The organism is Pseudoalteromonas sp. XMcav1-K, from assembly GCF_044005875.1.
Lineage (GTDB): Bacteria > Pseudomonadota > Gammaproteobacteria > Enterobacterales > Alteromonadaceae > Pseudoalteromonas > Pseudoalteromonas spongiae.
The window spans coordinates 129,756-155,515 of the sequence record NZ_JBIPJE010000051.1 but is presented as its reverse complement, the minus strand read 5'-3'; the positions used below and the strand labels follow the sequence as shown (position 1 = coordinate 155,515).

Here is a 25,760-nt window from a genome sequence, read left to right as displayed (position 1 = left end):
AGTGATTCCAGCAAAAAAAGGGGCTTAATCTAAGCCCCATTTTAAAGCAATTATAGTTAGTGAGAAACCACTATTAAGCGGATTGCATCAAGCTTAAGCTCTGCTTTTTCAACATGCTCAAGTAATTGTGATTTTTGCTTTTCTAAATAAAACAGCTCGTCTTCACGTACGTTCGGATTAAGTTGTTTTAGCGATTTTAAGCGTGCTAGCTCATCATCTAAGTTAGTATTTACACTTTCTTTAGCGCTTTGTTTTATTGTATCTAATTGACTTTGTGCTAGTTTATTTGCCGTTTCAATCATTGGGTGAACGCTTGATTGCAGTGCCGAGGCAAGCTTGCTAGCAGTTTGTTTACCAACCGCATTAAGTTGCTGATTAAACGTATCAAAGGCGACATTCGCAGCTAAATCATTACCGTTTTTATCAAGTAATAAACGCACAGGTGTAGTTGGTAAGAAACGACCCATTTGCAGTGCTTTTGGTGCGCTGGTTTCTGCAAGGTACACTAACTCAACAAAGAAACTTCCCGCAGGTAGTTGCTTGTTTTTAAGTAGCGCAACGGAAGTAGTGCCGAGATCATCATCAATAATCAGCTCCATTGCACCTTGCACCATAGGGTGATCCCAACTTAAAAAGTGCACATCTTCTTGTGCAAGTGCGGTGTCGCGGTCAAAAGTAACGGTTAAACCTTCGTCACGTAAACACGGGAACGATGGCGTTAGCATATGTTCAGTTGGTTTTAGAACAATTGAGTTCTCACCGCGGTCTTCTTGTGAAATACCGAAAATATCAAACACCTTGATCATAAACATAGGCAGTGCGGTTTGGTTATCAAGCGTTTCAATATCGCTTACCAATTGCTCTGAGCGGCCTTGTCCTTTTGAATGTAGTTCAAGTAATCGGTCGCGGCCTTGCTCCATTTTTTGCTTTAACGCTTGGTTTTGCTTGTTTACCGATTCAAGTAATGGATCAAGCTCTTCCTCGTCGGTGTTATGGCTTGCCACGAACTCCAATAATTCATCTTTGTATTCTGAATACAGCAGTTGTCCAGTGGTTAATGTGTGTTCAAATGCTTCTAGTGCGTCGTGGTACCAGCGGAATAATACTTCTTGCGCAGTGTTTTCAAAGTACGGCACATGAATTTTAATGTCTTCCCTTTGACCAATACGGTCTAAGCGGCCAATTCGTTGCTCAAGTAAATCAGGGTTTAGCGGTAGATCAAATAAAATTAGGTGGTGGGCAAACTGGAAGTTACGTCCCTCTGAGCCAATTTCAGAACAGATTAATACTTGCGCGGCATCTTCTTGCTCGGCAAAGTATGCTGCTGCGCGGTCACGTTCAATAATGCTCATACCTTCGTGGAACACCGCGGCTTTAATACCTTCACTTTCACGAATTGCTTGTTCTAAGCTAAGTGCTGTTTGCGCTTCACTACAAATTACTAATACTTTTTCGCGTTTTAGCTCAAGTAGTTTCTCGGCTAACCATTCAACACGTGGGTCAAATTGTGCCCAGCTAGCAGATTCGCCTTCAAACTCTTGGAAGATCTTTTCTGGAAATAATGCACGTTTAGCGCGCATTTCCGCATCTTTTAAACCAGCAATATTACCCATTACATTCATTGCTGTAGTGTATTGTTTCGGCATCGTTACAGGGTAAGCGTGTAGCTCACGTGATGGGAAACCTTGGATGCTACTACGGCTGTTTCTGAACAAAATGCGGCCTGTACCGTGTCTGTCGAGCAGCATTGATAAAATTTCATTTTTAGCCGCTTGCTCACCTTGTTCAACTTGGCTAAGTAGTGTGGTGATATCACTCTCATTTAATAGTGATGTAAGGGTTTGTTTTGCGTTATCGCTTAAGGCTTCATCAGCTAATAGTTGGTTTGCCGCATCAGCAACTTCTTGATAGTGGCTTTCTTCTTCCACAAACGCTTGATAATCGTAAAAACGGTTTTCATCAAGCAGTTTTAAACGGGCAAAATGACTTTCGTGACCTAGTTGATCAGGCGTAGCGGTGAGTAGAATTAAGCCCGGAATGTCTTGGCTTAGTTCAGCAATACGGTTGTATTCTGTGCTTGATTTCTTTTCGCTCCACTTTAAGTGGTGCGCTTCATCGACGACAAGTAAATCCCAATCGGCAAGTGTAGCTTGCTCAAACCAAGTTTTCTTTTTCGTAATAAATTCAAGGCTGGTTAGGATCAGCTGTTCAGTTTCAAACGGGTTTGCAGCATCGGCATAGGCTTCTGTGCAGCGTTCATCATCAAAAATTGAAAACTGTAAGTTGAAGCGACGCAGCATTTCAACTAACCATTGATGCTGTAAGTTTTCAGGCACCACAATAAGCACGCGAGAAGCACGACCTGTAAGCACCTGTTGGTGAATAATCATACCGGCTTCAATGGTTTTACCTAAACCAACTTCATCTGACAGTAATACACGTGGGGCAAAACGTTTACCTACTTCTTCAGCAATGTAAAGCTGGTGTGGAATTAAGCTTGCGCGCGCACCGACTAACCCTTTTAAGCTTGATTGTTGGTTTTGGTGAACATTGGTAAGCGTGTTATGGCGCAGAGTAAAGCGGTCAAAACGGTCAATTTGCCCTGAAAACAGTTTATCTTGCGGCTTATTAAATTTAATAAAGTGATCGAGAAAGGTTTCTTTAAGTGCGACTTGCTCTTGATTGTCTTCGCGAGTACCAGTGTAAGTAAACAAGCCATTTTCTTCGTCAACCTGCTCAACTATGAGTTCCCATTCGTCAACGCTACGAATTTTATCACCTACATTAAATGCCACTCGGGTAACAGGTGCTTCAGAAATACTGTAAACGCGGTTCTCACCACTGGCTGGGAATAAAATAGTTACTTGGCGTCCTTCACAGGCTACGACCGTACCTAAGCCTAAGTCGGATTCGGTGTCACTGATCCAGCGTTGACCTAAAGAAAAGCTCATTTTTAACTCGCTACTATCGAAAAAAGGCGGCTATGTTACCTAGATTTCTCGTTGGATTCACCTGTTAATTTAGAACTCGTGAGGTTAATACCTATTCGCCGCTTTAATGTTTGTAATTTAGCCAGAATTTTGCACTTTTTTTGTCATAAAAAAGCCAAATTCCTGAAATAGACTAAACTTAAAAGTAAAGCAAAAACCATAAACCCGCCAGCTAAGAGAAGGAACAGCTTATGGGAAAAATGCGCAATAACGATAATAAACTCTATGTCCTAGATACCAACGTATTACTTCACGAACCTTTCGCTTTTTTATCTTTCCAAGAACATCAAGTCGTTATCCCAATGACAGTGTTAGAAGAGCTGGACCACATTAAAGATCGCAAAAAAGATGTGAGTCGAGACGCACGGATTGCTATTCGAGCTTTGGATGATGTACTAAGAGACGCAAGTCCTGAAGAAATGCTCGCTGGGGTTGATCTTTCAACGGTCGCTAAAAATTGTACGGGTAAACTAACGATTGTTAACGACCATATGTTTGAAGATGCGGTTTCGGGTTTACCAGGAGATGAAAACGACCATCGCATAATTAATACCGCATTGCATTTGCAGCAACTAAAAGTTGAAGTAAAAGTAGTGTTAGTCACTAAAGATATAAACATGCGCTTAAAAGCTAAAGGAGCGGGGCTTGAGTTTGTTGAAGACTATCGCACCGATCAGCTCATTGACGATATTAGCTTGCTAACAAGCGGCTATAAAAAGCTTGATGGCGATTTTTGGCAGCATGTAAAAGAGTGCGACAGCGAGCAAAGCGGTCGAGATACGTATCATACCGTACCCCGTAATTTGCTTAATGAAGTCTTTATCAATGAGTACTTACTTGACGAGACAGGTCACTTTGCTGCCCGTGTGGTGGATTACGACGAAGAGCATATTAAGCTACTTGATTTGGGTTTTGAGCGTATTATGGGACGCAGTGCTTGGGGCATTCAGCCCAAAAATGTTTATCAAGCAATGGCGATTAATGCGCTGCTCGACCCGCATTTGGATTTAGTGATTTTGACAGGCCCCGCAGGTTGCGGCAAAACCTTGTTGGCATTGGCTTGCGCCCTTGAACTTGTGATTGAACGGGGAATGTACGATAAGGTCATCGTGACCCGTAACACGCCCGAAATTGCAGAATCAATCGGCTTTTTACCAGGCACCGAAGAAGAGAAAATGATGCCTTGGCTTGCGGCGATAACCGATTCCTTAGAAGTACTCCATAAAAACGACGAAAATCCGGTTTCGAGCCGTAATTACATTATGGAAAAAGCCAATATTCAATTTAAGTCGATTAACTTTATGCGTGGACGCAGTATTCAAAACGCGATTGTTATTTTGGATGAAAGCCAAAACTTAACCGCATCGCAATTAAAAACCATTATTACCCGTTGTGGTGAAGGTACTAAATTAATTTGCCTTGGTTACCCCGTTATAAACCATTCAATAAAACTGTTACCTCCTTGTTTTATAGGCTCTCAAGGTGTGGTGACAAGAATTTATACTTTTTCTACATATTCTATATTGAAAAAGATGATTAAAAATTATCAGTTGTCACCAGCAAATGATAGCTCGTACTTAAAATTAGTATCCTAATTAACTCAGAGTACGATTACACGTTAACAAATAAATAGGTGTAATAAAAAAAATTTATGGATTTAACCTGCAAGAAAGCACAAACAAAAATAATAAAGCTAAGGTAAATCTAAAATGACAATAAATAGAAATCAACTCGATACCTTTTCAGTTAACTGGTATTTGAACGAAGAAAGAAAAAGAAAAGAAAGAATCGCAAGATTCAGGAAAGCAACAGACAAAAGCTCATGTGAAGATGGGTTTGATGAATATTGTGATGACGAATGTTTAAGTGAACAGAATCATCAAGAAAAAGAATTAAATGAGGGAATCTAGTATGAAGAACCCAAATGAAAACAGAAGTCCACGAGTATTAGATACATCGGCACTAGTTCATGATCCAAAGTCATTGCTCGCTTACAGTGAAGATGTATACATCTGTCTAACAGTTTTAGAAGAGTTAGATAACTTAAAAGAAAGAACCAATAAATCGGTAAGTGCTGATGCTCGTGTATGTATTCGTATGCTTGAAGACATAATTAATGGGCACAGTGCAGAAGAAATGGAAGCAGGTATTCCACTGCCTTCTACTGAAACAGCTAAAAGAGGCAAGTTGTTCATTGGTATTGATACTCAATTGGACATGGCAAAAGAATTAAAGCACACGATTGGTAGCGATGCTGATAATAGAATAATTAACTATGCACTACATCTTCAGAAAGAGTTAGATAAAGACGTTACCATCGTTAGCCGCGACATCAATATGCGATTAAAAGCTCGAACTGTTGGTGTTATGGCTGAAGATGTATCCGTTGATAATCAAATCGCAGATATAGATTTGCTTTATACAGGCGTACAAGCTTTTGAGGGTGATCTTTTTGATCGAATTGAATCAGATAAAGATTTCAAAGTCTCAGGAGAGGTTTATACATTCCCAATAAGCTTGTTCAACGATGAAGTTCAGCCAAACATGTATTGGTACGATGAAGCCGGACACATTGGCCGGATTTCAGAAGTGACTGATACTGAGGTATACACAAAGTTATTGCCTCGTAAGCAAGAAAAGGTATGGGGCATATTGCCTAAAAACCAGCGTCAAGCGGTAGCTTTAAACCAATTAACAGACCCTTACTATGACTTAAATATCATCCTTGGCCCTGCTGGCTCCGGAAAAACTTTTTTGGCAGTTGCTTCGGCGCTGCATCAAGTATTGGAGTTGAAAAAGTACAAAAAAATTGTTGTGGTGCGGTCAAGAGACTTTATGGATGACGATCCGGGATTCCTACCGGGAGATTTAACCGAAAAATCGATGCCTCTTTTAGCTGGTATTACTGACGCCTTAATTTCGATGCATTCAGATGATAATCATGAAACAAATATTCATGCAACAGTTGAGCATGTGATCGAAAAAGCCAATATAGAATTTACTAGCATGGCTTACTTTCGAGGCCGTTCAATAGATGATGCAGTGTTAATCATTGATGAAGCTCAAAACATGACTAGAGCGCAAATTAAAGGCATGTTAAGCCGTGGTGGGAAAAATTGTCGGACAATCGTATTGGGTAACCTAGCCCAGATTGACGATAAGTTTGTTACACCTGCTTCGTCTGGTGCAAGTGCGGCTGTTAATGTATATAGAAATTATGAGAAAGGATCTGTTCTAATTTTTGATGAAGTAGAGCGTAGTAGCTTAGCTGAGTTCACTGAAAAGAACATGTAGACATCAAACTACAATTCACATTTCCTTATAATATTGCGACAATAGCCACTGCTTTTTGCAGTGGCTTTTCAGAGAAGCCAGTTTCCACACATGCGGACGAAATGGATTTACTCTGGGTTTAAAAGATTAATCATACATTGAAGATGTAATGACTTGGGTGCTGTGGACCTTAGTTGTTATGTTTTGGTGTGCGTATGTCTTTTGAATCAGAAGCGCTTATAAGCAATGTAAAGCGTCAGGCAAAGAGGTTGTCAAAAAAATTATCACTTCCCCTTGGACAGGCCCAAGAAGGGGTATCTATTTGTCTTTACGGCTGTGACAGTTACAGCGATTTACTAGTAAAAATAAAAGCTGAATCCTTTGAAAACCCATTGATTGCACTGTCTGCACTCTCACCTAACTCGGAAATATTTTTAGTAAAAATATTAGCTAGCCACTTAGATAGTATTATCGGAAATTTTGAAAAAAAATTTCCCGGCTCCAATATAAATGAAGAATTGGTCATATCCTTGTTTGGGCTTAGCTTTTCAGAGTTCAAAGTCAAAATATCTACCTAAAGTTGTACAAATACGTAAGTTGTCATTTTGTTTTTTGACGATACTATGGATGTAAAGGCTGAACGGACAGCCTACGCCTACACATGTTTTTCGTCTTGAAAAACGTGAACAGTGAAGCGGAGCATCCGTAACAATCAGGTAATTCAAACAGTCAATTAAACAGTGTGTTGGTAGGCCATTGTTAATCTGACGTTTATTGTTTGGAGAACTAAATGATTTCACTCAATCAATTACAAAATAAACTCAATTATCAAGCTAAAACCTTTGCGCTATTAATGGAATTTCCGATTTTATATGCAGAAAAAGTTTGGGCAAATGGCGTTTATTCACTTTCTCAATTTTCTGAAGTTCATGATGTTTTAGAGCACGCATTTAAAGAAAATGAACTCGATCTTATCTTAGAGCACAAGACTCTAAAATACTTGATGATCAATGAATTTGATGACCAAGAAATCATTAATTCACTCCATGTAGAAATTGAGATTATGGTATCTCGAATTGAAAGCAAGATGCTTGTCGATTTTGACTCGCTTGAATTGGTTTCTGTCATCTACAAAGTTATGGGCTTGCCACTAGATGCGAAGTTCATCGTAAACACAGGTGCAGGTTTCACGTTGCAATGGCGACCGTACTTTGACGCTTTTAGTGACCCGTTAATTATTCAATATGCAGACTTAAGCGTTCATGGTTGTTACTACAGACTGATTGCTACTAAATTTCCTTTTGAGAAACTCTCTTTTAATAATCTCAAAAGGTATATGCACTGGCTAAATTGGGAACACAATGGTGATATTGAAGGCTGTATTTCGCGTGGGAACAGTTTTTCTAAACATGAAAATTGGTTGACGATTACTCTTGAGCTTTTCAACAATGGAAAAGTAAATGATGAAAGATTAAATCCAACAACTTTTGAAATTGAAGGGGAACGTTATCTAGTTTACGGCTTCCCTTTGGTTCCATCTTTAGTTTCCGAATGGCAAAAACCTGAGCTGAATCTTCATGTTAAAAACTTAGATGGAGAACAAAAATTTTTAATCCGTATAGATCAACAGCAGTTAATCTTTTATGCACGCCGAGTTGATAAGTCAACTATTAATACGGTTAATAGCAGTGAACTCATAGATGCTTTTAACTTGGGAGTTTTATCTCATTTTGATGCCGACGACAAACTATTAGATGTTAATGGTATTAAATACCTGACTTGCTTTCGCCCATATTCGTCAGAAGATATGAAGGGAGATCAAGTATGAAACCTAGGGTAAAACTAACTAACGCTACACTAATTTCAATTCATTCTGAGTTAGATGACAAAGTTCCTCAGGTGTTATACGCAATAATTGCGGAAGATTGTGAATGCTACAAAAAAGGAGAGATCTTGTTCACATCTAAAGTAATGAATGTTAGCGGTCTTGAATATAGAACTTTCGGTGCATATTTTTATCTTTTGGATGCAGAGCCAAGCGAGCTAGATGTCTCTGTTCGAGAGTTTAATCTCATGCATGACCAAATGTATTCACCAGAAGAGCTGATTCAGTTGAGGCGAGACAATGGATAGAACATATTTAAAGGATGCCTACATAGTATTTGTGTACGACTATAAAGAATTTGAATAATTATTTTTCGGCGAGTTTTGATCTGGGGTGGTTATTGACGAAGAAACATTCAGGTTTAGGCCATTTGAGCAAATCGTGACTTCAAAGATTGTTAGCAAATCTGATGTCGAGGATAAATTAGAAATCATCACACATAATGGGAGTTATTATGTGATTGATGCTGACCATAAGTTAATTGATATTTCGTTTGTTGAACTGGTTGTTATGAGAGCAGGAGCTTATTCAGCAGATCGAGTTTTAGAAATGAGGGAACAACTAAAGTCTCGAAATAAAATTCATTAAATAACGAAAATAAGGAGTCTAGAATGACTTCAACAAATTCAATATTCGATCAGATTAGTAATTTTACGTAATAGCTAGCTTTTTAGTGATAGCAATAAAGTGAAGCTTCCAATTCATATTCCTTGATTCGGAAGCTTCACAATTGATGAAAATTGAATTAGCGGGATAACTCCTCAATTTTCTTTTTGGAGAACCAGCGATATAAAACAGGCAAAACAAACAATGTGAGTAATGTTGCTGTTATCAAACCACCAACTATAACACTTGCCAGTGGTCGTTGTATTTCAGCTCCTACACCATTTGACATTAACATCGGTATTAAACCTAATGCAGATGTTATTGCTGTCATAAGAACAGGTCTTAAACGCGAAGTTGCTCCTTCAAATACTGCTTGGGCAACATCCAAGCCATCCCTAATTCGTTGGTTTATACTCTCAACCATAACCACACCATTTAACACGGCAACACCAAATAGTGTAATGAAGCCAACGGAGCTTGGCACGGACAAGTATTGCCCAGACAAATATAAGGAGAAAACACCGCCGATAACAGCTAATGGGACATTAACTAAAATCAACATGGCTTGACCAACTGAGCCAAATGCGAAGTAAAGCAAAAGAGCAATTAGGGCTAAAGATAGAGGAACCACTATAGCTAACCGTTGTTGTGCTCGTTGTTGACTTTCAAATTGACCACCTATTGAAACAGAGTAACCAGCAGGCAAATCAACCTTTTCTGCGATGACTTTACTGATGTCGGTAACAACACTACCCATGTCTCTATTTTGCACGTTGGCTTGGATAACAACACGCCTTTGCACGTCGTCTCTTCTCACTTGTGGTGGGCCAGATTCAAAGGAGACAGTTGCTACATCACCCAGACGAACCCAAGCCCCTGTTGGAGACTGAATGCGAATATCAGAAATAGCTTCTTTATTACTACGATATTCTTTTTCTATACGCACATATATATCATAACGCTCATTACCGTTGATGATTTGTCCTGCTTCTATACCACCAATGCCATCTCGTACAATTTCCATAACATCACTGACAGAAAGGCCAAAGCGAGAAAGCTCTTGTCTGTTAGGCTTTACAACTAACTGAGCTTCACCAGCGATTTGTTCAAGAGCGACATCTCTAGCGCCTTCAACGTCTTTGATTGCCAATTCAATTTCCTGCCCTTTAGCTGCCAATATGTCTAGATTTGGGCCAAAAAGTTTTATCGCTAATTGTGCTTTTACACCAGATAATAGTTCGTCAACTCGTGTCGCAATAGGTTGAGAAAAGTTGAGTAAAAGACCCGGAAACTCTTCTAAAGAACGTTCCATTTTATTTTGCAGTTCATAGCGATTCGAGGCAGAGGTCCATTCGGCGACTGGCTTTAAACCTATATAAATTTCAATATTATTAACAGGCTCAGGATCACCTCCGATTTCGGCTCGTCCTATTCGGCTAAGCGCATAGGTTACTTCAGGAAATGCCATCAATTTATCCTCCAAGATAGGTGCGACACTTAATGCTGTATCCAAGCTTGAAGAAGGAGCGAGTGTAACCCTTAAGTTAATTGTACCTTCTTCCAGTTCTGGAACGAACTCTGTGCCAATATAAGGCACGATTGAAAATGCAGACACAACCATTATTAAGGATGCTGATACAATTAATTTGGTGTGTTTAAGTGCGAACTTAAGCCCTTTTCTATAAAGGTTATTTAATGGTTTAAGTACAAAGCTTTCTCTCTCCTTCACTCCTTTTTTGAACATATAAGTAGCAAGTGCAGGAACGATAAATAAAGCAACTACAATGGCCGAAATAATAGCCAAAATGATACTAACAGCCATCGGTTGGAAGAGTTTGGCTTCTACGCCTTCAAAGCTAAACAAAGGTAAGAACACTACCAAAATGACAGATGCAGCAAAAAAGACAGGTCTTGCAACTTCTTTCCCTGCTTGTTTTAGTCGTAATTTAATTCCATGATCGTCTTGCTCTACAGCATGTGGATCAATATCAGAACTTGGTACGCGTTCTTGCACATTTTGTTTATGAGTAGCGTCTGGTCGGTTTAAATGTTTAAACATGTTTTCAACCATCACAACCGAGCCATCGACCAGCATACCAATTGCTACCGCAATGCCACCTAGCGACATAAGGTTTGCCGATATACCCCACCAAGCCATTATCATCAGCGCAATGCCTATTGAAATAGGGATCGAAATAAGGACAAGAAAAGTCGCTCTTAAATTCATTAAGAAAAGTGCTAGTACGATACAAATAAAGATAAAGGCAAGTGAGAGTGCATTTACTACGGTACTGACTGCTTTTTCGATTAAATCAGCTTGATCATAGAAGGGTTCGAAGCGAACACCGTTAGGTAACGCCTGATTGATCAAAGGGATTCTTGCGTTAATACCATCAATGGTTGCTTTTGTATTTGAACCCATACGTTTTAGCACAATGCCTGATACGACTTCACCCAAGTTTTCAACCTTTCCATCTGCTGTTTTTCGGGTCATAGTGACCGCACCTTGTCGAATCTCACTGCCTAATTCGACTTTGGCGATATCGGAAACTGTCACGACTGTACCATCAACGGTTTTTACAGGTACTTGCTTAATGTTGCTAATGCCTGCTTCACCACTTTCGAACCAGCCTGTTCCTCGGATGACAAGTTGCTCTTGCCCTCGATTCATATACCAACCGCCAACGTTGGCATTGTTACTATCAAGCGACTTAACGATATCTTCTTGTGATAATTTATATGCAAGGAGCTTAGATGGATCTACGTTAACTTGATACTGCCTAACGTTTCCGCCGAAAGATAAGACGTCGGTGACACCATCGACTGGCATAATGAGCAATTTAATTATCCAATCATTTAAACTTCTTAATGCCATTGAGTCATATCCTGCGTCTTTATCTGACACGAGCAAGTATTGAAATACTTGTCCTAGCCCAGACGTATTTGGTCCCATTTCAGGCGTACCTACACCGTCAGGTATCAACTCTTTTGCTGCTTGAAGCCGTTCAAAGACGAGCTGCCGAGCAAAATAGATATCTGTCCCTTCTTTAAAGACGACAGTAACGCCAGATAATCCTGTTTTGGAAATTGAACGTACTTGTTCAACATCAGGTAACGCATACATGACCGCTTCAATCGGATAAGTAATGAGTTGTTCCACTTCTTCTGCTGCAAGCCCCGGTGCTTCAGTGTTAACAGCGACTTGAACATTGGTTACATCTGGGAAAGCATCTAAGTTCAGTTTGGGGATCACCATTATTGCGCCAACAATAGTGGCAAATAAGGCAATCAATATAAGGAGTCGGTTGTTTACAGACCAATCTATAATTTTATTAAACATAGCGTCTCTCCTTAATGGTTATGCGGATCAAATCCGCCTTTAGCTATTTCAGAAGCAACAAAAAACGCTCCTTGAGTTACCACACGAGTACCACTTTCTAAACCAAAAATTTCTCTGAAATTACCTAGTGCACGACCTAACTCAACCTCTTTCGCTTTGAATTCACCGGGATGATCCTCAACAAAGACGGTCCAGTCTCCGTCCGCACTTCTAATTAAAGCTTCTTCTGGAACAGCCATAACTTTTTGTTCAGTGGCAAATTGAAAATATACTTTAACAAACATGCCTGAATGGAGATTGTCATCTGCATTATTAACACTTAGGCGAATGATTCGAGTTCTAGTGATGGGATCAATCGTGTGGGCTTCCTGAATAACTTTTGCCTTATAATCCTCTCCTTCTAATTTAACTATTGCCGGAGAGTTGATTGATAGATTGAGCTTTTTGTTGGGTGATACTTTAGCTTCCACCCACAGCTTATTTTCATCTGCCAAAAGCATGATAGTATCACCCGCATCGACTCGTTGGCCTTGGGTGAAGTCATCTTGTAAAACTACTCCTTCTCGCTGAGCTACTAGCGAATATTGGCCAAACGAAGTTATGTCTTTATTTGATATGTCTTTTATCGCTTTTTCAGTTAACCCTAGTGCGATAAGTTTTCCGTATGTGGCGTTAAATGTGGTTTGAGCCTGAAGTAAACGACTTTCACTTACTGTTTTGTTGCCTAATTTCTTTACTCGCTGCCATTCAGTTGACGCAATCAAGTAGTCAGCTTGAGCTTGAGCCATTGCTTCACTAAATAGGGTGACCAGCTTTTGTCCTTTTTCTACGTGTTCACCGAGTGCAGTATGTCTGCTTATTATCACTGACTCGGTACGGGGAGAAACGACATAGCTGCTATAACCATCTACTTTGACCTCTCCGGGCGCATAGATTGTACTGAATTGATAATCAGGTCTTATGCTTTGAACTTTAATATTGGCTAGTGACATTTTTTGAGGGCTTAGAGTAATACCTTCTTCATGTTCCTCTTCAGTTTCTTTATTTTTGCTCTCTTGGTCGTGACCATGTTCGTCATGTTCTGTGTCTTTTTCAGAATGGTTGCCTTCATTTTCCTGATGGCCTTCTTCTACATGATTTTCTTCACTTTCCGAGTGTTCGTGTTTATGTTTTTTGGGATTTGCTGTTACAGGTTCAATTGTATTTACTTGTAGAGCATACACTTCACCGCTTAATGTCCCACCTAAAAAAAGTCCACTAATTACTATTGCTAATAATTTTTTGCTAAATAATGTATTCATTTTTTACCTATATTCTTTTAACGTTTAAGATTTCTAATTGCCGTTTTAACTAATTAAATCTTAAACTTAGATAATTGACCCATGCTCCAAATGAAGGCTATTTCAGAGAGTCTAAATTGTTTTTCTAGTTGAATGCCCGAGTGCAATCCATCAGCTCTTTGGCTCAACGCTATTAGATAGTCTGAAGTATTGATGTCTCCAGCCTCCCAACGAGCGTTTAGCAACCTCGCGCTATTATCAATTCGGTTTTGCATAAGGTTTTGCCATCGCTGATAGTATTTTTTACTGATCATGAGGGATTCATAGTTGGCCTGAGCTTCAAAAGAGCGTTTTCGATAAATGGATTGGAAATAAGCTTCCGCAGCAACGGCTTCTGAATATGCCGCTTTAGTAGCATCGGAATAGTTATTTCTGATATTCAAAGGCATAGAGAATGTTAAGCCAACGATATTATCGTCACTATTTTTTCCTGCGCTAATCCCTATGGTGGGATTAGCTTTATTCTCTATGGTTGTTAGTTGTGCTTTAGCTTGTTGCTCTTTCCATTTTGCTTTAGCCAATTGTACTTGGGGGTGTTGTTCAATCCATTCAGCTTTGTATGAATAGTTTTCAACATCGAAATCAATAGAGATTTTACTGGCTAACTCTGGTGTCCAATCAGGCAGCAGCTCTTTAACTTTAACCTCAGCATTTTTTAGCTCTATTTGATATTCAGCTATTTCACTAAAAACTTGAGACAAGTTTAAGTAAACCAGCTCAGCATCTAGAGGCTCAAGTATTCCCGCCTTTTGTTTGTCTTCCACAATACTAAGTAAGGTTTGCAGTTGACTTTCTCTCTCCGTAGATAGCTGTGCAGTATCTTTCGCTGATTGCCAATTTGTCAAAGCAATTAACGCATCGGCCTTTTTTGAATCGATTAAATTCAATAAATGCTGCTGGCTGGCATAAAGAGTTATCTCGCCAATTGACGTATTGGCAGAGCGTTTATCCCAAAAATCAATGGTCTGACTCAAACCGATTGAATAGTTATTAAAATCACCTTCTTTCTCAAAACTTGCGTCAAGCTCAGGGTTATATATTGCCTGAGTTAAGCTTTTTGCATGATGATTGCTTGCGATTAACAACTCTCTTGCTTCAATTATTTCGGGATCTTTATTTATTTGTGTGTCTAACCACGACTCACTTTTTTGCTTGCTGTAAGCGGTATATGAAATACTTACAAGCAGGCAGAATGACAGGCAAGCGCCTGTATTTTTTATATATTTATACATAAGACTTCTTAAATTTTAAGTATTAATCATCTCTCATTTACCGATTTTAAATCGATAAATGGACGGTTATAAATTTAGAAATTTAAGAAATAGGGGGGCGTAATATAGCGTCTAAAAATTCTTTTGTTTGATCGAATTGATAAGGTATTAGGTTGTTGTTATATAACTTTGTTGCACTATTTGAATTGCTAATTAATATCCAAGATAAGTGGCTGCCGCTACAATGACCACAGTGATGACAATCCTTGATATCATGAGGTTCATCATCAGCGTTTTCATTTAAAATATCGCGATCATTTTTGTGGTCATGTTGAGTTTGCAGGTGCTCTACATCGATTTGATGATTCTCAGAAGTTGCAGACGCAATAGAGCTTATCGATTGTAGAACAATCGAAAGAACTAATATTATCCTTAAAGCAACAGTGAAATTCAAAATAGACACCCATAAAATTGTGAAATAAAACTATAACAAGAAGCGACAGTTGGGACTAGCTCTATGTTTCTTTTTCGTGCTCATCTCTGCAAGTTTCTTTGGGAAACTCAAACTCAATGGTTGTATGAGACAAATGATATTCTGAAAGTTCAATTGCGATAGTTTGTTTTAATGCAACGAGTTCATTCACACTTGAGTTTTTAGATAACTCCAAATGAGCAGTTAGTACATGACTTTCTCCATCTAACGACCAAAAGTGCATGTGATGAACCCCATTAATTTCAGGTAATTTAATTAAAGTTTGTTTGATATTTTGTTGAGTTTCTTCATCTGGTGCGGCTTGAAGGAACAAAACAAGTGTAGATTTTAGATTTCTGAAAACATTAAATAAGATAAATAATGTAAAACCAATTGATAGCAGTGGGTCTAGTATTGGCAGTTCTACAAATAACAATACAATTGAAACAATTAGAACGGCGACCCAACCCAAAACATCTTCCAGTAAATGCCAAGTTAGTACTTTTTCATTTAAAGTTTCACCAGCTTTTAATTTGAATACGGCATATCCATTGACAGCAACACCGAGTATCGCAAGCCCTAACATTCCTTCAACCACAGGCATTTCAGGGTTAGATAACCTTGGAATTGCTTCAAACAACACCCAAATTGAGCCAATTACTAATACAATGCCATTTACCAATGCCCCGAACAGTGTAAGTCGGCGGTAACCATAGCTGTATTTATCTGGCGCTGCTTTGTTTGAAAAACGACTTAATATCCATGCAAAGCCAATCGATAAACTATCTCCTAAGTCATGCACCGCATCAGCCATAATAGCGGTACTGTTGGTGAGCCAACCACCAATAAATTCGATAATCGTAAAGGTAACATTCAGAAAAAATGCCCAACCAATCCTGTCGTCTGTTCCATGTTGATGACTATGACTATGACTATGACTACGCATTTTGTACCTCCAGCGCTTTATTTTTTCTTAGATTAGTGACATTGAAATTTATTAGGTGGCGGATCACTTTTTGATACATCCAGCGTTTGACTCCAGACAAATTAGTGCCTTTTTCAAGGTAAAACTCATCAGGGGAATTATAAAGTCCGAAATCGTCGTGAATCCCTTCTTTTTGAATATATGTGTCGGTTCCGCGCCAATCTGTATCTGGTGATGAAAAACATTTTGTTGCAACACCATAACCACAGAAATTGTCTTTTATTTGATTAAACTTTTGCTGTATTGAAGTGAGATATTGATTATCTAAAATAAAGCCCTCTAAATTGATCCACTCACCATCAAAGAAAACTTCAACCCAACTATGAATAATGTATTTGGGTGCTAACCAAAAGACATAGGTAGGAATAGCTCCTTTTTGAAGTTGCTGATCAATTGTGAAACCATGAAATCGGCACTGAATACCTAATCCACGTAATAAGGCCATTAAAAGGTTGCCCTTAGTGTTACATTGCCCGTATCCGTCAGATAAAACTTCACTTGCGGAAATATCGTCGCTTTCGTTATAGCCAAATAGTATTTCGTCTTTTACAAACTGATAAGCAGTGCCAATCTTGTTGTAGTCATCAAGCTCATGCCATTTTCGCTCTGTTATTAATGATTGGATAGTGGGGTGTTCAAAGTTAACTATCTCTGTTTTTTCTAGATATTCTTGACTCATATGAGCTTCCTTACTTTGAATTGCAGCAGGTTGATTGTTTATTTTTATCTGATACTTCAGATGTATATTGAGCCGATACTAATTCTTGTTTGGCATCCGTTAATATCATGTAAGCACCTCGAAGAATTAACATTGAAATGATGCTACCAATAACAATATCAGGCCAGCGCTGTTCTAGCACCATGACAAGTATGCCAGCGAATACAACACCAAGGTTTGCGATCACATCATTAGCTGAAAATATCCAGCTAGCCCTCATATGCACTTCATCATTATTGTGCTTTCGTATAAGCATCAAACAAATGACATTAGCGATTAAAGCCACAGAACCAACTCCAATCATAAACCAAGAATGAGGCTCACTTTCTCCAACTAGTCTCCTAGCTATATCGAGAAGAATTAGAACCCCTAACCCCAATTGGAAATAACCACTTACTAATGCTGCATTAGCTTTATGTTGGATTGACTTCCCCACGGCATATAAGGCAATGGCATAGACGATAGCATCAGCTAGCATATCTAACGAATCAGCAATTAATGCGGTTGATTCAGATAACCAACCTAAACCAATTTCAAATACAAACATCGTGGCATTTATAGCTAAAAGCCAATAAAGCACTGTTTTTTGTTGGTCATCTTTTAATTCTACTTCACAGCCACAACCGCTCATTTTTTAACTCCGCCTTACTTGTATAATTCAAGTGTAAAACCTATAGTAACTATAGAGTCAAGTTTAAAAAGAAAATATTATGAAAATAGGTGAATTATCGAAAACATCCGGCTGTTCTATACAAACTATCAGATACTATGAAAGAGAAGGGTTACTTTCTGATCCAGAGCGTACAGAAGGTAACTTCAGATTGTATGACGTTACTGCTTTGAAGCAATTAGAATTCGTAAAACATTGTCGCAGTCTCGATATTTCTCTTACTGATATCAAACGTCTTATCGACCTAAAAAATAAACCAGAAGAAAGTTGCTCAAGTGTAAATGCGCTGATTGCGCAACAATTAGCTTTAGTAAATAAACGTATGAAAGAATTAAAAGCCTTAAAAAACGAATTACAACAAATGGCTAATACGTGTAATTCTGATAATACCATTGAAGAGTGTGGGATAATTAAGTCATTAGATAGCTAAAGTGATATTCAAAAGACTCGGTTTTAACTCACCTTAATTATTGATACAGACTAATTAATACTTATTTTCTTACCCTCACGAACAGATTTGAGTTCCCCGGCAAAACTCTCTCTACTAACAAGAGAGATTTGCCGCTTGTATCGTGAGCACCTAACGTGACCATTTTGAGTTTACGGGATATTAAATTTATGTCATTAAGGACGTAATGTTTATCAATAAGCGAGCATACTCCTTCGCTGTATATCAATTCATTTGACGGGGATGTATATGCATTACAAGATAAACTAGTTGGACTTAATAGATGTTCCAATCATGCGCAACGGTTTAACTTTTGACTACTAAACAGTCAAACGAGATTATTAATGTTACATGTTCCCCTTTCAAAAATTGACGATAATCAAATATTCATAAATGTTTACACAGCATCACTTTACTTAGTCGAAAATTTACATTAATATTGGAGTTGTGTATTTGTAAGAGAATTTTATGTCTAAAGCATTTTCAAAAGTCTTAGTGATAACGCTTATGCTGGTTGCCTTTGTAGGGCAAGCATTTGCGTACTCTGCTATGTCTTGCGAAATGTCTTCAGGCTCTCACGAGTCACACATGAGCATGGATCATTCCAAGATGAGTCATCATGAAGGAATGAACCACGGTGAAATGAATAAAAGCAGTAATGGTCAATCAGAAGATTGTTGTGATGTTGAATGTGTTTGTCCTGCAAATGCTTGCTCATCTACGACTGTCCTAAATTCCAGTGTTGACTCGACAGATATTCAAATATTGAGTGAATCTGTAGCTGCTCTGCAATCTAAACAACCTCATTCAATTTCCACTTCCCTTTATCGTCCACCAATTTTTGCCTAATACAGGATTAGTGCGTCCAAATTTCGCGCACATGTAATTAATTTTTCTGTTAGTCAATATAGCGTCGTAGCGCTATAGCTATTTTCCAGCGATGTCTGGGGGCAAAAATGATCAATAAGTATTTAAAAATAGCAGTTGTAATGCTGCTTTCACCTGCGTTTGCAAACGCTAATGAACATAAACATGCACACAATAACGACGTAACACCTTTGGAGTTAATCGTTTATAAAACCCCTACTTGTGGGTGTTGTAAAAAATGGATAACTCATATTGAAGACGAAGGGATCGTTGCGCATTCCAAAGATTTCCGAAACATCGGCAATATCAAAACTAAGTATGGTATTAAGCCTAATTACCGCTCCTGCCACACGGCAGTGAGCAGAAATGGATTTGCCTTTGAAGGTCATGTACCCGCTAAATTTATTCAGCAGTTCTTATCAGAAGAGCACCCGAATGCGATTGGGCTTTCAGTTCCAGCAATGCCAGTTGGCTCTCCCGGTATGGAAGTCGGTGACCGCTTTATGCCATACAACGTGTTAATTCTATTTAAAGATGGAACGAGCGAAGTATATGCAAAAGTTAAGACATACGAGGAGCAATTCTAATGAAATTGAACGCTTCAAACCTTACTTCACTTTCAACTGCACTATTACTCGGCTTATCTGTATTCTCAGCTCAAGCTGAGAAAGTAGTGTCACTTGAACAAGCAATAACCTTAGCTCAGCAAAATGATCCTTGGCTTCATGGTAGCCGATTGAAACAAAGTGCGGTTGAAAATAGAAGTATCGCTTCAGGTACTATGCCTGATCCGAAAGTATCGCTTGGGATAATGAATTTACCAACAGATACTTGGGACTTAGATCAGGAAGGAATGACGCAGCTAAAGGTTGGCGTCTCTCAAATGTTTCCGAGAGGAGATAGCCTAGAGATCAAACAAGACCAGTTAAAAATTGAGTCTACGAAATTTCCCCTGCTACGCGAGGATCGTAAAGCGAAGTTGAAAAGCCAAGTGTCACAACTTTGGCTAGATGCTTACTTAGCACAACAGACTATTAATTTGATTGAGGCGGATTGGGCGCTTTTTGAGCAGATGGCGGAAGTGGCTAAAGCTAGTTACTCAAACGTTGTTGGTAAAACCAGACAGCAAGATGTTATTCGTGCTCAGTTGGAAATTGTGCAGTTAGATGACAGATTAACTTCGCAAAAGCAGAAACTAGAAATGACAATCGCTCGTCTCAATGAGTGGCTTCATATTTACGATGCAGAACGTTTGAATGAATCATTTAATTTTGACGCTCTACCTCTTGAGTTTAGTGTATCAAAAGAATTGCCCTCGATTCGATTGAAGAATCCAACCGTCCTTAAAGCATCTAACTACTCAAGGAATGTATTGGCTCAGGAACTTGCGGATCATCCAGCCATACTTGCAATTGATGTAAAACGCAAAGCTTCAGAAAAAGGTGTTGAATTAGCTAAACAGCAATATGAGCCACAATGGGGTGTCAATGCAAGCTATGCATATCGTGACAATATGCCTTCAGGTGATAGCCGAGCTGACTTATTTTCTGTTGGCGTAACATTTGACTTACCGTTGTTCACTGAGAATAAACAAGATAAGCAAGTTGCAGCTTCTATTGCTGAATCAGAAGCGGTTAAAACCGAGAAGTTATTGCTGACAAAACAAATGATCAGTGCAGTGGAAAAGGAGCTTAGACAGCTTAAGCGTTTATCTGATAGACAATCTATCTATCAAGAACAACTCCTTAAACAAACTCATGACCAAGCGGAAGCGTCTTTGACGGCTTACACCAATGATGATGGCGATTTTGCCGAAGTTGTTCGAGCAAGAATTGCCGAATTAAATGCCAGAATATCAGCTTTAAGAATTGATGTTGATGCACTTAAAACAGTTGCTCGCATCAACTATTTCTTTACGCATTCTAAATCTAAATCAAATGCTGAACATAAGCCACTGCAAACTCAGCACTTATCCAATCAGCAATTTGGAGAAAAATAATGTCAACGAATACGAAAACAATTATTGCCGTCATAATTGGAGCTGCATTGGGTGCAGGAGCATTGAGTTTAAGTCAAGGTACAGATTCAAACAGTAATACTGATGAAGCGACATCAGCAGAGAAAAAACCGCTGTACTGGGTCGCACCGATGGATTCTAATTACCGCCGGGACAAGCCCGGTAAGTCGCCTATGGGGATGGATTTAATTCCTGTGTATGAGGAAGAGTCATCTGGCGATGACTTTGGTCCCGGAGCAGTAAAAATTGCGCCTCATGTAGTGAATAACCTTGGGGTTCGCACTGCACCTGTTGAACTGAAAAATATGCATACTGAAATCTCAACAGTAGGTTACGTTCAATATGATGAAGATAAGCTAATTCATATCCACCCACGTGTTGATGGTTGGATTGAAAAACTTTACATCAAAGCAGCAGGTAACCCTGTAGAAAAAGGTCAGCCTCTTTATACGCTGTATTCTCCTCAGTTAGTTAACGCGCAAGAAGAACTGTTAATAGCTTTAAAGCGTAATAATAGTTCCTTAATTTCGGCGGCGAAAGATCGCCTTAAAGCATTACAGCTTTCATCAGACTTCATTCAAAAGCTAGAAAAGACACGAAAGGTACAGCAAACCATCACCTTTTACTCCCCTCAGGCGGGTGTTGTTGATGACCTGAAAGTTAGAGAAGGCTTCTACGTCAAACCGGGTAATACTATTCTAAGCATTGGTCAACTAGATCAAGTGTGGGTTGAAGCAGAGGTGTTTGAACGGCAAGCCGCCCTGATTAAAAAAGGTCTGCCAGTATCAATGACTCTGGATTATTTACCCGGTGAGGACTGGGCTGGTGTCGTTGATTATATCTATCCAACATTGAACAGTAAAACACGCACACTCCGAGTGCGACTGAGATTTGATAACCCAGACTATCAATTAAAACCGAACATGTTTGCACAAGTATCTATTCACTCCAATCAAGCTGAAAGCACCATACTCGTACCTAAAGAAGCTGTCATTCGTACAGGTAAACAAGACAGAGTTGTGCTTGCTTTGGGGGATGGGCAATTTAAGTCTATCGAAGTGACAATTGGCCGGGTTGATATGGATAGTATCGAAATCTTAGAGGGTCTTAATGAGGATGATGTTGTGGTGACATCAGCTCAATTCCTGATTGATTCCGAATCAAGCAAAAATTCTGATTTCAAACGAATGACTCATGATGAAGTGCCTAACTCTGTTTGGATGGAAGGCGAAATCAACAGCGTTATGGCGGGTCATCGCATGGTTAACATTACTCATGGTCCTGCTGAAGCTTGGGATTGGCCGGAGATGGTTATGGATTTTACTGTGGCTGAAAAAGTCGATATTGACTCATTAAAGTCTGGTCAATCTTTGCACTTTGAAGTGAGTAAAACCGAAGATGGTGGATATGAAATTACTGGAATTCATATCATGAGTGAGTCTGTTGATATGAGTGAAGAAGTATCATCAGCAACCGTATCAGGTTTGATCAATGCGATTGATATTGATACACGGATTCTAAATATTAGCAGAGGCCCAATAGAGAAATGGGATAGACCTGCTGCGACGATGGATTTTATCGTCGCGGACAATATAGAAATGGTTGATTTCAATGTTGGTGATAATGTCACTTTCACCTTTGAGGTAAGAGATGACTTAGTGATCACTGAAATCTCCCTTGAATCAGGCGAACAACACGGCAAAGAAAATAAGCCTGTAGTTGATCACTCGAATCATTAAGCTGGGAGTAAATGATGATTGAATCAATTATTAGATGGTCAATCGGCAATCGTTTCTTTGTATTGCTGGTTACCTTAATTATTGCTTTTGGCGGTTTGTATTCTTTACAAAAAACGCCTGTAGATGCAATTCCAGATCTTTCAGATGTACAAGTCATTATTAAGACGAGCTATCCGGGACAAGCGCCACAGGTTGTTCAAGATCAAGTGACTTTCCCACTGACTACAGCGATGTTGTCTGTACCGGGAGCACAAACTGTTCGTGGTTATTCATTTTTTGGTGATTCCTACGTCTATATCATTTTTGATGATGATACTGATTTATATTGGGCTAGAAGCAGAGTGCTTGAATACTTAAGCCAAGTCGCATCAAGCCTTCCTGATTCAGCAAAGCCTCAATTAGGTCCTGACGCAACAGGTGTGGGCTGGGTGTACATCTATGCTTTAACAGATAAGTCAGGTAATCATGACCTAAGCCAATTAAGAAGTATTCAAGATTGGTTTTTAAAGTATGAACTGCAAACTGTTGCTGGCGTTTCAGAGGTTGCAGCCGTTGGGGGCATGGTTAAGCAGTATCAAGTGCAAGTAGATCCTGACAAATTGAGAGCTTACGGTATTCCTTTAAGTTTAATACAAATAGCTTTACAAAAAGGGAACAAAGAAACTGGTGCATCAGTTATTGAAATGGCGGAAGCTGAATATATGGTTACTGCTACAGGGTATATTCAATCTGTCAGTGATATAGAGAAAATACCACTTGGTATTAACGAAAAAGGCACGCCGTTGCGTATTGGTGATGTTGCCAACGTTAACCTTGGTCCTCAAATGCGCCGTGGTATCGCAGAACTTAATGGTGAAGGCGAAGTTGTTGGTGGGGTTGTTGTCATGCGCTTTGGTGAAAACGCTCAACAAACCATAAATGGGGTAAAAGAAAAGCTTGAGTCGCTCAAATCATCTTTACCTGAAGGTGTAGAAATTGTTCCTGTCTATGACAGATCGAAGTTAATAGATCGTGCAGTTGACAATCTTTGGAGCAAGTTGCTTGAAGAGCTTGCTGTTGTTGCTATTGTCTGTGTTGCTTTCCTGTTTCATCTTCGCTCATCAATTGTTGCTGTTGTTACTCTACCATTGGGTATTTTGGTGTCGTTTATCATCATGTATATGCAAGGCATCAATGCCAACATTATGTCATTAGGCGGTATCGCTATCGCGATTGGTGCGATGACTGATGGTGCAATAGTGATGATTGAAAATATGCATAAGCATATGGAGAAAACACCATTAACAGATGAAAACCGTTGGCAAATTGTAGCCAAGGCTGCGAGTGAAGTCGGACCTGCATTATTTTTTAGCTTGCTGATCATAACTGTCTCATTCTTACCAGTGTTTATCTTGGAAGCGCAAGAAGGCAGAATGTTCTCACCGCTTGCCTATACTAAAACCTATGCAATGGCGGCATCAGCAGGTTTGGCGATAACATTGGTGCCTGTTTTGATGGGCTACTTTATTCGAGGCAAGGTTGTTTCTGAAAAGAAAAACCCGTTAAACCGATTATTGATTGCTATTTACATGCCTGTTTTGAAGCAAGTCATGAAGTTTCCAAAATCGACAATAGTAGCAGCAGTATTAGTGACTATCGTTGGTTTTTGGCCTGTCGATAAAATTGGTAGTGAATTCATTCCTCCGTTGGATGAAGGCGATCTCATGTATATGCCTACTACTTATCCCGGTATTTCTATTGGTAAAGCAAGAGAGTTATTGCAGCAAACAGACAAGCTTATCCGCACTGTTCCAGAGGTTGAAAATGTATTTGGTAAAGTAGGACGAGCTGAAACCGCTACGGACCCTGCGCCTCTAACCATGATTGAAACCTTTATTCAATTGAAGCCGCAAGATCAGTGGCGAGAAGGTGTGACTACAGAATCATTAAAAGCTGAGTTTGATAAATTAGTTAAATTTCCGGGCTTAACCAATGCTTGGGTTATGCCAATCAAAACCCGCATTGACATGTTAGCTACAGGTATAAAAACGCCTGTGGGTATTAAAGTCGCTGGACCAGAGCTTGATGTTATTCAGGATATCGGCCAACAAATAGAACAACTCTTGCCAAAAGTGACAGGCACAGCGTCAGTTTACTCTGAGCGTGTTGCAGGTGGACGATATATCAAGGTTGATATTTCACGAGATAAGGCAAGTCGCTTTGGGCTAAATATTGAAGATGTCCAACAAGTGGTTTCTACTGCAATAGGCGGTATGAATGTGACGCAAACGATAGAAGGGCAAGAACGCTATCCCGTTAACTTACGCTATCCACAAGATTATCGGGACTCTCCTGAGCAGCTATCACAACTACCTGTTGTAACACCAAATGGTCAACGCATTGCGCTAGGTGATGTTGCAGATATTCGAGTAGAGAATGGTCCACCGGGTATTAAGAGTGAGAATGCCAGAATCAATGGCTGGACTTTCATTGATATTGATGGCGTTGATGTTGGTACTTATGTTGAAAATGCTAAGGAACACTTAGCGAATAACCTGACATTACCAGCAGGTTATTCGATTACTTGGGCCGGACAATACGAATATATGGAAAGAGCGAAAGAAAAGCTCACTTATGTATTGCCTTTAACACTAGCCATTATTGTTATTCTGCTTTACTTAAACTTCAGAGCGTTTAGTGAGGTGGCTATCATTATCGTTACCTTGCCTATGGCAATGATTGGTGGCTTATGGTTGATGTATCTAGAAGGGTTTAATTTCTCAGTAGCCGTTGGAGTGGGCTTTATAGCTCTGGCTGGTGTAGCCGTTGAGATAGGCGTGATAATGTTGGTATATCTCAATCAGGCGCTTGCTGAGCTGAAGGAAAAAGCGGTTGAGCGAGCAGAACCCATCTCAGATGATGCATATCAAGATGCATTATTGCACGGTGCTGGCTTACGAGTTCGTCCAGTAATGATGACTGTTGCCACAATTATTATCGGTCTAATGCCTATTTTATATGGTACAGGTACAGGTTCTGAGGTTATGAGTCGTATTGCTGCACCTATGGTAGGCGGAATGACAAGTGCTGTGCTGCTAACGCTTATTGTACTTCCTGTAATTTATTCAATCGTTAAAAAGCCTGAAGTAAATGCCTTTAACAAAGAGCTTTCTAATGTGGAGTCAGAGAATAATGCTTTGCACGGCTAGAAAATATCACA

At 39.4% G+C, this 25,760-nt stretch carries 21 protein-coding genes; 13 read left to right on the top strand and 8 right to left on the bottom strand.

The genetic code is table 11. The features are described from left to right. Nucleotides 1–56 precede the first annotated feature (56 nt). A complete protein-coding gene (rapA, locus tag ACHSBP_RS20570) occupies nt 57–2,951 on the bottom strand; it encodes an RNA polymerase-associated protein RapA (protein ID WP_395390322.1) in 2,895 nt (964 codons plus the stop codon). A 230-nt stretch (nt 2,952–3,181) separates the two neighbouring features. On the opposite strand from rapA, the gene ACHSBP_RS20565 reads away from it, so the two are divergent. From ACHSBP_RS20565 to ACHSBP_RS20535, 7 genes are all read left to right on the top strand, one after another. Continuing rightward, nucleotides 3,182–4,585, top strand: a complete 1,404-nt coding sequence (locus ACHSBP_RS20565; RefSeq protein WP_395390321.1) for a PhoH family protein — start codon at nt 3,182–3,184, stop codon at nt 4,583–4,585. A 114-nt stretch (nt 4,586–4,699) separates the two neighbouring features. Then, the gene (locus ACHSBP_RS20560) at nt 4,700–4,900 is read left to right on the top strand and encodes a hypothetical protein (RefSeq protein ID WP_138522003.1); all 201 of its coding nucleotides are present in this window, start codon (nt 4,700–4,702) and stop codon (nt 4,898–4,900) included. A gap of 1 nt (nt 4,901) precedes the next feature. Next, nucleotides 4,902–6,284 (top strand): PhoH family protein, encoded by a 1,383-nt coding sequence (locus tag ACHSBP_RS20555; protein WP_395390320.1) that lies wholly within the window; start codon nt 4,902–4,904, stop codon nt 6,282–6,284. Nucleotides 6,285–6,478: 194 nt separating this feature from the next. After that, on the top strand, nt 6,479–6,841 hold the full coding sequence (locus ACHSBP_RS20550) for a hypothetical protein (RefSeq protein ID WP_395390319.1): 363 nt from the start codon (nt 6,479–6,481) through the stop codon (nt 6,839–6,841). Nucleotides 6,842–7,053: 212 nt separating this feature from the next. Next, nucleotides 7,054–8,091 (top strand): hypothetical protein, encoded by a 1,038-nt coding sequence (locus ACHSBP_RS20545; protein ID WP_100912747.1) that lies wholly within the window; start codon nt 7,054–7,056, stop codon nt 8,089–8,091. Then, nucleotides 8,088–8,396 carry a hypothetical protein gene (locus tag ACHSBP_RS20540; protein WP_100912748.1) on the top strand — a complete coding sequence of 103 codons (309 nt, stop codon included), beginning with the start codon at nt 8,088–8,090 and terminating at the stop codon, nt 8,394–8,396. The genes ACHSBP_RS20545 and ACHSBP_RS20540 overlap by 4 nt, the downstream gene beginning before the upstream one ends. Nucleotides 8,397–8,529: 133 nt before the next feature. Then, on the top strand, nt 8,530–8,736 hold the full coding sequence (locus ACHSBP_RS20535; RefSeq protein ID WP_138628928.1) for a hypothetical protein: 207 nt from the start codon (nt 8,530–8,532) through the stop codon (nt 8,734–8,736). 157 nt (nt 8,737–8,893) lie between these two features. On the opposite strand, the gene ACHSBP_RS20530 is transcribed toward ACHSBP_RS20535, so the two are convergent. The 7 genes from ACHSBP_RS20530 to ACHSBP_RS20500 form a co-directional block, all read right to left on the bottom strand. Continuing rightward, the gene (locus tag ACHSBP_RS20530; protein ID WP_100912750.1) at nt 8,894–12,094 is read right to left on the bottom strand and encodes an efflux RND transporter permease subunit; all 3,201 of its coding nucleotides are present in this window, start codon (nt 12,092–12,094) and stop codon (nt 8,894–8,896) included. Nucleotides 12,095–12,105: 11 nt separating this feature from the next. Continuing rightward, entirely contained in the window at nt 12,106–13,395 is a 1,290-nt protein-coding gene (locus ACHSBP_RS20525) for an efflux RND transporter periplasmic adaptor subunit (protein ID WP_100912751.1), read from the bottom strand. A gap of 53 nt (nt 13,396–13,448) precedes the next feature. Next, nucleotides 13,449–14,666 carry a TolC family protein gene (locus tag ACHSBP_RS20520; RefSeq protein ID WP_395390318.1) on the bottom strand — a complete coding sequence of 406 codons (1,218 nt, stop codon included), beginning with the start codon at nt 14,664–14,666 and terminating at the stop codon, nt 13,449–13,451. Between the two features lie 82 nt (nt 14,667–14,748). Continuing rightward, nucleotides 14,749–15,108: a hypothetical protein gene (locus ACHSBP_RS20515; protein ID WP_249363239.1), complete on the bottom strand. Its 360-nt coding sequence runs from the start codon at nt 15,106–15,108 to the stop codon at nt 14,749–14,751. A gap of 52 nt (nt 15,109–15,160) precedes the next feature. After that, the gene (locus ACHSBP_RS20510) at nt 15,161–16,063 is read right to left on the bottom strand and encodes a cation diffusion facilitator family transporter (RefSeq protein ID WP_395390317.1); all 903 of its coding nucleotides are present in this window, start codon (nt 16,061–16,063) and stop codon (nt 15,161–15,163) included. Next, nucleotides 16,056–16,781, bottom strand: a complete 726-nt coding sequence (locus ACHSBP_RS20505; RefSeq protein ID WP_138628191.1) for a transglutaminase family protein — start codon at nt 16,779–16,781, stop codon at nt 16,056–16,058. The genes ACHSBP_RS20510 and ACHSBP_RS20505 overlap by 8 nt, the downstream gene beginning before the upstream one ends. Before the next feature lie 10 nt (nt 16,782–16,791). Further along, complete coding sequence (locus ACHSBP_RS20500) at nt 16,792–17,451, bottom strand: cation transporter (RefSeq protein ID WP_138628190.1); 660 nt, start codon at nt 17,449–17,451, stop codon at nt 16,792–16,794. 79 nt (nt 17,452–17,530) lie between these two features. Here ACHSBP_RS20500 and cadR point away from each other — a divergent pair, with 79 nt between their 5' ends. The 6 genes from cadR (at nt 17,531) to ACHSBP_RS20470 (ending at nt 25,749) form a co-directional block, all read left to right on the top strand. After that, nucleotides 17,531–17,920, top strand: a complete 390-nt coding sequence (gene cadR / locus ACHSBP_RS20495) for a Cd(II)/Pb(II)-responsive transcriptional regulator (protein WP_138628189.1) — start codon at nt 17,531–17,533, stop codon at nt 17,918–17,920. A 486-nt stretch (nt 17,921–18,406) separates the two neighbouring features. After that, nucleotides 18,407–18,787, top strand: coding sequence for a hypothetical protein (locus tag ACHSBP_RS20490; protein ID WP_138628188.1), 381 nt, complete (start codon nt 18,407–18,409; stop codon nt 18,785–18,787). 107 nt (nt 18,788–18,894) lie between these two features. Further along, nucleotides 18,895–19,392: a DUF411 domain-containing protein gene (locus ACHSBP_RS20485; protein WP_138522033.1), complete on the top strand. Its 498-nt coding sequence runs from the start codon at nt 18,895–18,897 to the stop codon at nt 19,390–19,392. Further along, nucleotides 19,392–20,804 carry a TolC family protein gene (locus tag ACHSBP_RS20480; protein WP_395390316.1) on the top strand — a complete coding sequence of 471 codons (1,413 nt, stop codon included), beginning with the start codon at nt 19,392–19,394 and terminating at the stop codon, nt 20,802–20,804. The genes ACHSBP_RS20485 and ACHSBP_RS20480 overlap by 1 nt, the downstream gene beginning before the upstream one ends. Next, a complete protein-coding gene (locus tag ACHSBP_RS20475) occupies nt 20,804–22,561 on the top strand; it encodes an efflux RND transporter periplasmic adaptor subunit (RefSeq protein WP_284295603.1) in 1,758 nt (585 codons plus the stop codon). The genes ACHSBP_RS20480 and ACHSBP_RS20475 overlap by 1 nt, the downstream gene beginning before the upstream one ends. Before the next feature lie 14 nt (nt 22,562–22,575). Continuing rightward, the gene (locus tag ACHSBP_RS20470) at nt 22,576–25,749 is read left to right on the top strand and encodes an efflux RND transporter permease subunit (protein ID WP_284296411.1); all 3,174 of its coding nucleotides are present in this window, start codon (nt 22,576–22,578) and stop codon (nt 25,747–25,749) included. Nucleotides 25,750–25,760: the final 11 nt, after the last annotated feature.